7 protein-coding genes and 1 tRNA gene are annotated in these 10,082 nt (G+C 39.9%); 3 read left to right on the top strand and 5 right to left on the bottom strand.

The window, feature by feature from the left end:
- Window positions 1–149 precede the first annotated feature (149 nt).
- The 3 genes from J0X14_RS18720 to J0X14_RS18710 all read left to right on the top strand — a co-directional run bounded on the left by J0X14_RS18720 (window position 150) and on the right by J0X14_RS18710 (window position 2,317).
- Window positions 150–404 carry a hypothetical protein gene (locus J0X14_RS18720; RefSeq protein WP_207099355.1) on the top strand — a complete coding sequence of 85 codons (255 nt, stop codon included), beginning with the start codon at window positions 150–152 and terminating at the stop codon, window positions 402–404.
- 198 nt (window positions 405–602) lie between these two features.
- Window positions 603–1,037, top strand: a complete 435-nt coding sequence (locus J0X14_RS18715; RefSeq protein WP_207099354.1) for a hypothetical protein — start codon at window positions 603–605, stop codon at window positions 1,035–1,037.
- A complete protein-coding gene (locus tag J0X14_RS18710; RefSeq protein WP_207099353.1) occupies window positions 1,025–2,317 on the top strand; it encodes a hypothetical protein in 1,293 nt (430 codons plus the stop codon). The genes J0X14_RS18715 and J0X14_RS18710 overlap by 13 nt, the downstream gene beginning before the upstream one ends.
- 240 nt (window positions 2,318–2,557) lie before the next feature.
- Here J0X14_RS18710 and J0X14_RS18705 read toward each other — a convergent pair whose 3' ends face one another.
- From J0X14_RS18705 to dnaE, 5 genes are all read right to left on the bottom strand, one after another.
- Window positions 2,558–3,793 carry a site-specific integrase gene (locus tag J0X14_RS18705; protein WP_207099352.1) on the bottom strand — a complete coding sequence of 412 codons (1,236 nt, stop codon included), beginning with the start codon at window positions 3,791–3,793 and terminating at the stop codon, window positions 2,558–2,560.
- A 252-nt stretch (window positions 3,794–4,045) separates the two neighbouring features.
- Window positions 4,046–4,119: transfer RNA gene (locus tag J0X14_RS18700), tRNA-Asp, on the bottom strand.
- 126 nt (window positions 4,120–4,245) lie between these two features.
- Window positions 4,246–5,175, bottom strand: coding sequence for a DUF58 domain-containing protein (locus J0X14_RS18695; RefSeq protein WP_207099351.1), 930 nt, complete (start codon window positions 5,173–5,175; stop codon window positions 4,246–4,248).
- Window positions 5,176–5,248: 73 nt separating this feature from the next.
- Window positions 5,249–5,581, bottom strand: coding sequence for a thioredoxin (gene trxA, locus J0X14_RS18690; RefSeq protein ID WP_379831569.1), 333 nt, complete (start codon window positions 5,579–5,581; stop codon window positions 5,249–5,251).
- Between the two features lie 88 nt (window positions 5,582–5,669).
- Entirely contained in the window at window positions 5,670–10,055 is a 4,386-nt protein-coding gene (gene dnaE, locus J0X14_RS18685) for a DNA polymerase III subunit alpha (protein ID WP_207099350.1), read from the bottom strand.
- Window positions 10,056–10,082 lie beyond the last annotated feature (27 nt).

Here is a 10,082-nt window from a genome sequence, read left to right as displayed (position 1 = left end):
ACAACCATGAAAGAAGACACCAGTCCATTGAATACCAAAGACCAAACGATGTTTATAGAAAAGCAGCTTGATAATTATGTTAGTTTTGTAGAGAAACTGTCCTAAAGATCGGGGTATCTACATACATACTAATATTAAAAAGATAATTTATGCTATTCATAATTGTATTTTCAATTGCAGTATTAGCTGTTCCTATATATATCGATATTGACAAAAATGGCTCAGACAATATTCTTGCTAAAAGTGGTAAAGAAATAATACAACTGCCTTTTATATCAAAGACGCTCAACAAAATTGGCGCTACTGCCGAAGCCACAACTGGATGGATTATTATGATAACATTCCTTTTACTTGCATTAGTATTATTGTATATAGTATTTTCAATTCTGACTTGGATTTTCTAATCTTCAATATCAAAAAAGACGAATGTTTAAATAGTAAAATCGGTGGCTAACCAAAAAATATAGTGCATTTGGCAGATAATGCTCAAAATGAATTAGATAGCATTAAATAAACATACAAGGAAATTGAAAGTTTGGAGCGTTAAAATGCCAAACGCACCATATTCAACCCGTTAGAACAAATTTAAACAAACATCGAGAATGCCATATAAAACAGACACAGAAATAGAAATTGAACTTGAAGAGGAATTGACAACAACTTATATAATTTCTTCGCAGCATCGAGCAATAGGAAATCCGAATAAGACTGTTTGGACAATTAACTTTGATGATGAAATTGAGTGTTTTACCCAAACCAAAACCTTTAAATGGATTGAAAGTAATTATGGCTGGGGTTTAAAAATAATTGATTCAGTTTTACAGTATATTGGACATAATTTTGAGAATGAAACCTTAAAAATCGCAAAATTTGTTGATGGAGGTGCAAATGATATTTGGCACGGATATCCAGCGGATTATTTGAGAAAGTCGCAAGATAGACCCCCAACTTTCATTTTAAAAAGCTGGGTTGACCAAGGGTATTTGACAAAAGCAAAAATGAACAAAATAAGAAGAGGACAATCGTGCAACCTTTAAAGGTAAGCATAAAAGGAGATTATTATGACTGCCAAATTTATCGTGGCAGATTATATCTATGGGACTTTGAAGGAAGCCTTAAGGTTTACGACTGGACATCTATTGTTCAAAGTTTGATCAAGAAAGAAACAGACAAAATAGCCTTAACATTTAGTTTTTTAGATGGTAATTATTTATACAAATCTTCTTTAATTGAATTATTCAAAGACAAAGATTTTAAAAATCTTTTATTGAAAAAATTTAGACGTGTTGAAGATAAAACCTTTGAAATAAGTCAGAAAAAATTAAATGAATTTTTAATTGGGCAACAAGATACACCAACAGGAATTTTACCGACTGATACAGAAATTTACAGTAATAAATTATACTTCATACACGAAAAAGGTTTGTTTTCAAGTTCTGCTCACAGAGCAAAATCTGAAAAGTATTTGGTGAGTTCCAAACCAGCAAAGCTCTGGGATTGTAACTTACTATCAATTAAAGCTAATAAATATCCACAAATTGCTCTATCAGGTGGTGATGAAGGGCTATTTGAACTTAATACTTCAAGAGCACAACCAGAAAACCTAAAAAAAGTTGAGAGTAAAAAACCTATCTATCAAGTAAGTAGTGAACACTCTTCATTTTCGAATTATTCATATATGAACATTTATAATTCTTCGCTTGTAAAAGATTCTTTTTTGGCAACTTTTAAATGGGATGCAAAACTTCAACTTACGGGACAAATGGAGGTTACAAGAAATTTTGAATCTAAACTTACAGACCGTACCTTATTTAAAACTAAATCAAAGCAGCACTTCGTTAGTTGGGGAATAGCCGATAAATTATACAAAGCCAAAAATGGTGGATTTGAAATAATAAAATATAATAACTACGCAAACGAAGAAAAAGGAGAGCAAAAATTTGAACAACTGACTTCTTTCAATTTACACGCCTGGAAAGGAAAAGTAACAAATGGCGGAACTGCTTATTTTGGAAACATTGTTGAGTGTGAAAATGCACTAATTGTTATTTTAAGTGATAATCAAATTATTACGATTCCTGGACCAATAACACGATGGAGAGTTTATCCAAGGTCTATGAATTACGAAAATCATCTACACGTGATACTTGATGATTGTATTCAAATTTATTCTTTTAATCAAGATTATTTTTTGTCCCAAGACCAAAAAACGATAGGAATTCAATTTAAAAACGAGAAGTCAAAAAGTGCTCCAAGAGGAAGTTATTTTGATGACACTAATGAAAGTTTATTCGATGTTCCCGATTTACCATTTTGAGATAAAACTGGTTCTAAAAACGTATATAAAAAATAGCGGTTATGGAGCTTAAACGAAGGATCAATAATTAAATAAAGGTCTGTTATAAATCGAAAATTAGTGCGTAAAAACCCGTTACTTTTCATATACAAGACGGTTAGCTACATTATAAACCATAGTGATTAAACATCTAATTACCGACTTATCGCGCGATAATATTACTTTGTCCTGTAGCCTTACATTTTTAAGACACCGCTAAGCTCATATAGAATTTGCAAACTTCAATAGAGCAGGGTCATTCTTCAATTTTTCCATATCATCCGAAATTTTGCTGTCCAATACCTTGGCATAGATTTGAGTTGTTTTTAAAGAGGTGTGCCCGAGCATTTTGCTAACGGATTCAATCGGCACCCCATTGGAAAGGGTCACGGTGGTTGCAAAGGTATGTCTGGCCAAATGGGTGGTCAATGTCTTTTTGATTTTACATGCCGTTGCAATTTCCTTCAGATAGGAATTGGTGCGTTGATTCGTGTAAACCGGTAGCAATGTCTTTTTTTCTATTACCCTGGGATGTTCTTTATACTTGTCGATAATGGCTTCTGGAATACTCAACAAAGGAATGCTGCTCAAAACTTTGGTTTTTTTCCTTTTGGTCTTGATCCACATGTTTCCTTTGATGTCCTTGACCAGATCGTCTTTGGTCAGCTTTTCTATATCAGCGAAAGCCAGTCCGGTATAACAACAGAACAAAAACATATCCCTTACCGTATCCAATCTTTCAAATTCAAACTCTTGTCTTAACATTGACTCGAGTTCCTCGTGTGATAGAAACTCCCGCTCTTTTTGTTTCCAACTGGCCGACCAGTGAAAGAATGGGTCTCGATCGATCCATTGATTGGCATATGCGATACGAACAATTTTTTTGAAATTGACGATATATTTGGTCGCCGTATTGTGGGAGCAATTTTTTTTGCTCTTCAAAAAGTAATCAAAGCCCGTTATAAACTCATAATCGAGCTTTTTAAGCGGAAAATCCTTTTTTTGGTACTTGTGTACTATATAATCGGAGATATGTGATTTGGCAGCTTTATACCGTTGAAGTGTTCCCGCAGAAAATTCTTGGCCTACCAAACTTTCCATTTCATCATTGTGGTTTTGGAATATTTCCAAGATCATATACTGTTTCTGGCCCTTGCCCAAAAATATGTTCTTCACGGTATCTGCATCCACGTATTCACCACTACGGACAAGCTCATCATAGATAGAGATACACTTGACCTTCAAAGTATCGAAAAATCGGTTCAAAACCAGTATTTCTGGGCCTTTACCGCGAACCCTGCAATTGTCTGCGTCCCATCTTGAAAGCTCAATTTGTTTGCCCGTACTGAACTCAGCACGTTTTCCATCAAGGGTGATTCGAGCATATATAATTGATTTTTTGGGTTCCTTAACTACCTTTCTCTTTGGGTAAAAGATGACATTGATTGTTGAAAACATAAGAATTGGATTTAATTAACACTTTGAAGGTACAAAAAGAGGTCTTAAATAAATGTTAACAAATCCTTGCAATAAATTGCAAAACAGTCAATTATAGCGATGGAGGTGCCTCTGAAACCGGAGTCTTGAGAGGCACCGAATTAGGCACCTTTTATATGGTGTTTTTTGCTGTATTTTGGTGCCAATGGAAATGAAAAAAGCCTGTAAACATCTCGTTTACAGGCTTTTGCATAAATTTGGAAATATTCCAAGCGGTCTGGACGGGACTCGAACCCGCGACCCCCTGCGTGACAGGCAGGTATTCTAACCAACTGAACTACCAGACCAATGATTTTATCTTTACTAGACTCCTGCAACAGCGGGATTCAAATCTTGTTCATTTGCTTTTTTAAAGCGAGTGCAAATATACATTCTCATTTCGGATTCGACAAAACATTTTTTAAAATAAATGGCTAAACAAATTTCTGTCGCTCAATCATAAATGTATTCAGTACTTGGGAGAAGTTTTGCCGCACATCCACACCTACATATTTGATTCGGTACTGGGCGCATTTTAATTGTAAACTTTCCTGATATTCCCGGACTTTTTTGGCGTAGGCTTTCTTAATGTTGTCTGCATATAAATCGATATGTTCCCCAGTCTCCACATCCACATAACGCTTGGGGGTATTTTCAAACTCAAAACCAAGCTCATGCTTCTCATCAAGCAAATGAAAAAGCACCACAGCATGTTTGTTGTATTTTAAATGGCGGAGGGCATCAAAGAGTTGGGCCTCTTCGGTTTCGGTCTGGAACATGTCTGAAAACAGGAAAATAAGACTCCGGCGATGTATTTTTTCGGCTATTTGATGTAAAAAGGTATACGTCTTGGTGGTTTCAGAAGCATTTTGAGTTTCCGAAACCTCGTTCAGTTTGGAGTACAACATCTGAAAATGACGCTCACTGTTTTTCTCACTAGCATAAAAGTTATAGGCATCGGAATAAATGCTCAATCCGACCGCATCTCGTTGTTTTTTTAGGATTTGCATCAAAGCGGCAATGGACAAAACCCCAAACCCAATCTTGTTGAGGTTGTTAATGGAAAGATTTTTTACCTCGGGATAGTACATCGAGGCAGAGTTGTCCAAAATCATGTGGCAACGTAAGTTGGTCTCGTCCTCGTATCGTTTGGTGTACAGTCGGTCTGTTTTGGCAAACAATTTCCAATCAATGTGTTTGGTGCTTTCGCCAGCATTGTAAATTTTATGCTCGGCAAACTCAGCAGAAAATCCATGGAAGGGACTTTTATGGATACCACTGATAAAACCTTCCACAATCTGATGGGCCAATAGCTCCAGATTTTGGAAAAGTTGTGCTTTATGAAGTTCTGACCGAATATCCATTCAAGGCTTCAAGATAAAACAAAAAAGGCTTGGCGATTGCCAAACCTTTTTTAAAATCGGTATTCGAACAATGTTATAGAGCGGCCTCTATCGCATCTGTATAAACTTTCTTGGGAGATACACCCACTTGACGGTTCACAATCTCGCCATTTTTGAAGACCAATACGGTAGGAATGTTACGTACCCCATATTTAGCGGCAAACTGTTGGTTAGCATCAACATCCACCTTGCCCACAACGGCTTTACCTTCGTATTCTTGGCTTACTTCCTCAATGATTGGACCTACCATTCTACAAGGGCCGCACCATGCTGCCCAAAAATCTACTACGACGGGTTTGTCGCTTTTTAAAACTACTTCGTCAAAAGTTGCATCTGTTATTTCTAGTGCCATCTTATTTGTTTTAATATTCGCAAAGTTAGTCAAATATTGTCCATGTACCTTACGCACAGCGTATTCGTTTTAATTATGGTGCCATCAGCATTACCTATATGGACTAGTTTAGCTTATAATGAATCTCATGGGCCTCTAAAGCCGATAATAATTCGCTGCTAATTTTTACCTTCTGTTTTCTGCTGGACAGTTTTAGTTTTATCTCATCCTGCATCTCGTACACCACAAAGCTGAGTGGATGTTCTCCTTTAAATGAATGTAACGTGTCTTTTAAGGTTTGAATGCGTTGCTCTTGCAAACGGGCCACATCCAATTTTATGGTCAGCTTGCGTGCATAAGCATCCATAACATCCTGAAGCTGTTTAAAGTCATTGAACTGCAACCGTGGTTCCCCTTTTTTTCCAGTTTCCCGATTGACCCATCCCTCTCGGACAAAGGCCTTGACATACACAAAGGAATTAATCATCAAGAAATGCCGGAATTTGAGGTATTCCTCTCCAAAAATCCGGAATTCATGGGAATCCGTGTAATCTTCCAAAGTGAAAAGCCCCCATCCTTTTCCATTTTTGGAAATGCGGTGTTGCACATCGGTAATTACCCCTGCCACTGAAAGTTCCCGATTCACGTATGGCTCCAAATCCGTAAAGGCAGAAACACTGGTATTGCAAAATGCCGTAATCTCTTTTTTGAAATCATCCAAAGGATGGCCAGAAATGTAAATACCCACCACTTCTTTTTCACGACGGAGTTTTTCCATGGTGCCCCAATCCTCACAGGGTGGGACGATGGGTTCCGGAATCTGTACTTCACTGGCATCCCCGAAAAGACTTACTTGTGACGAATTCTCATTCTCCTGGAATTTCGCTCCGTATTTAATGGCTTTTTCCAAAAAGGTGATATCGTCCCCATCATGATGAAAATACTGTGCCCGATGGGTATCCATAAAGGAATCGAACCCTCCGGCCAAGGCCAGGTTTTCGAATGCTTTTTTGTTGGCAGCCCTTAAATCGACACGTTTGGCCAAATCAAAAACAGATTTGTAGGGACCGTCCTTTTTTCGGTTTTCCACGATCGTTTCCACCGCAGAACGTCCCACACCTTTAATGGCCCCCATACCAAAACGTACTGCATTGTCCTTGTTCACCGCAAATTTGTAGTAGGATTCATTAACGTCTGGACCAAGTACTTCCAAGCCCATGCGCTTACATTCTTCCATAAAGAACGTCACCTGTTTGATGTCGTTCATATTGTTGGACAGTACCGCTGCCATATATTCGGCAGGGTAGTGGGCCTTTAAATAGGCAGTTTGATAAGCGATATAAGCGTAACAGGTAGAGTGACTCTTATTGAAAGCGTAGGAGGCAAAAGCTTCCCAATCCTTCCAGATTTTCTCCAATACGTCACGGGGATGTCCATTCTTTTCACCACCATCCAAGAACTGAGGTTTCAATTTTTGAAGGAGGGCAAAAATCTTTTTACCCATGGCTTTACGAAGCACATCCGCATCACCTTTGGAGAACCCGGCCAATTTTTGGGAAAGTAACATCACCTGCTCTTGGTACACCGTAATTCCATACGTTTCCTGAAGGTATTCCTCCATATCGGGAAGATCATAAGTGATTTCTTCCTCGCCGTGTTTCCGTGCAATAAAGCTGGGAATGTATTCCATCGGTCCAGGTCGATACAGCGCGTTCATGGCAATAAGATCATCAAAAACCGTAGGTTTCAGGTTTTTCATGTGCTTTTGCATCCCGGGCGATTCGTACTGGAATATCCCTACCGTATCTCCACGCTGAAAAAGCTCGTATGTTTTTTCATCATCCAACGGAAAATCATCGGGCACCAAATCTATTCCGGTTCGGGCCTTAACAATTTTGACGGTGTCCTTGATGAGCGTCAGTGTTTTCAATCCCAAGAAATCCATCTTGAGGAGGCCGGCACTTTCCACAACCGAGTTATCAAACTGGGTCACATAAAGGTCAGAATCCTTGGCCGTGGCCACGGGTACGAAATTGGTGATATCATCGGGAGTAATGATAACCCCACAGGCATGGATTCCTGTATTTCGTAACGAACCTTCCAACACTCGGGCCATTTTAACGGTCTGCCCTTCGAGGTCATCTCCTTCTGAGATGTTCAACAGTTCATTTACTTTTTCCAATTCATCCGAACGGAACTTTTTCCGCAAATCGGCTTCATCGACCCCAAATATCTTGTTCAGTTTGGACATGTTGGGAATGAGCTTGGCAATGCGGTCTGCATCACCCAACGGCAAATCCAAAACCCGGGCCGTATCTCGGATAGAGGATTTTGCGGCCATGGTTCCATACGTTATGATCTGAGCCACCTGATTGGCACCATATTTATTGATTACGTAATCCATGACCCTACTTCGACCTTCATCATCAAAGTCAATATCAATATCGGGCATGGATACCCTATCTGGATTCAGGAAACGCTCAAAAAGGAGGTCGTACTTCAAAGGGTCTATGTTGGTAATGCCCAAACAGTAGGCCACCACGGAACCGGCTGCGGACCCTCGACCCGGACCAACTGACACGTCCATGTTTCGGGCTTCGCGAATAAAATCCTCAACAATCAAAAAGTAACCGGGATAGCCTGAGTTTTTGATGGTTTCCAATTCAAAATCTACACGCTCGCTGATTTCTGAAGTGATTTCCCCATACCGTTTTTTTGCACCTTCGTAGGTGATATGGCGCAAATAGGCATTCTCACCGCGCTTGCCTCCATCTTCGTCATCTTCCTTAACCTTGAATTCATCAGGAATGGTGAACTTGGGCAGGAGGATGTCACTGGCGAGATCATACGGCTCAATTTTGTCGATGATTTCCTTGATGTTGAGAATGGCTTCGGGAACATCTTTAAAGAGTTCCTTCATCTCGTCCGAAGACTTATAGTAGTACTCTTGGTTGGGCAGTCCATAACGGTAGCCCCGACCCCGACCTATGGGTGTGGCTTGCTTTTCCCCATCTTTTACACAAAGCAAAATGTCATGGGCTTCAGCATCTTTTTTATCACAATAATAGGTGTTGTTGGTGGCCACCAACTTTACATGGTGGTCCTTGGCCATTTGCAGCAACACTTGGTTCACCCGGTCTTCATCCTCTTGACCGTGGCGCATCATTTCAATGTAAAAATCGTCCCCGAACTGCTCTTTCCACCATAAAAGGGCTTCTTCGGCCTGTTTTTCGCCTACATTCAATATTTTGCTGGGGACCTCACCATACAGGTTTCCAGTTAAGGCAATGACATCTTCTTTGTACTGCTCCACTACTTTTTTGTCGATGCGGGGAACGTAGTAGAAGCCATTGGTATAAGCTATAGAGGACATTTTGGCCAAGTTGCGGTACCCATTTTTGTTTTTGGCCAACAATACAATTTGATGGCCGTAGTCCTTTACATTTTTATTGGTGTGGTCCTCGCAAACGTAGAATTCACAGCCTACGATTGGGGTAATCTCTTTTTCGGAAGGTTGCTCACCCTTTTCTACTAGTTCGGCATTCTTATCCTTGACCGATTTGTTGTGTGCCATGATTTCTTTCACAAAGTGAAAGGCACCCATCATATTGGCATGGTCTGTCAATGCCACGGCTGGCATTCCATTTTGGGCGGTGAACTTCACCAAATCCTTTATGTTGATGGTGGATTGGAGTACGGAAAACTGGGAATGGTTGTGCAAATGCGCAAAAGGAGCGTCCTCAAGCGTCTCAATGTTCTCTTGAATTTCTTTTTCTGAGATTTCGCCAGTGTCTTCAGCCCAAAGCGCATCGGCAATTTTCTTGGAGGCTTCTTTGAGATTGATGTGCTTTAATCCAATCAGCTGGACTTCTTGCGGATTCGCTTCGGAAAAACGTTCAAAATAATCCGGTTGTACATCGAGTTCTTCCTTGGTAAACTGTTTTTTTCGAATCAGTTCCAAGAAACATCGGGTGGTCGCCTCCACATCCGCAGTTGCATTATGTGCCTCAGCAAAGGTTTCGCCAAACAAAAATTCGTGCAGCTCGGTAAGGGTGGGCAGCTTGAATTTTCCTCCACGCCCTCCAGGAATTTTACAAAGTTCTGCGGTATGTTCCGTACAGGTGTCAAGCACGGGAAGCTCTTCCAAAGGGCTTTCAATGCCTTTTCGGTGGAATTCACACCCCATGATATTGACATCGAAACCTACATTTTGTCCAACAACAAACTTGGTGCGTTCCAATGCATTTTGAAAAGCATGCAAAACATTTTCCAGAGATTCTCCTTCTTGTTCCGCTAAAGCTGTGGAAATACCGTGGATTTGTTCGGCTTCATAAGGCACATTGAATCCTTCTGGCCGTACCAAAAAATCTTTTTGTTCCACCAAATTACCGAGTTCATCGTGCAATTGCCAAGCAATCTGAACACATCTTGGCCAGTTATCGGTATCGGTAATGGGGGCATCCCAACGCTTGGGAAGTCCAGTGGTTTCCGTATCAAAGATTAAGTACATAAATTCAATTGTAGGTCAAAAAAAGCA

It is taken from the genome of Allomuricauda sp. CAU 1633 (genome assembly GCF_017313225.1).
In the GTDB taxonomy this organism is placed as follows: Bacteria; Bacteroidota; Bacteroidia; order Flavobacteriales; family Flavobacteriaceae; genus Flagellimonas.
The sequence above is the reverse complement of the archived record's forward strand: the minus strand, read 5'-3'. Positions and strand labels throughout refer to the sequence as shown.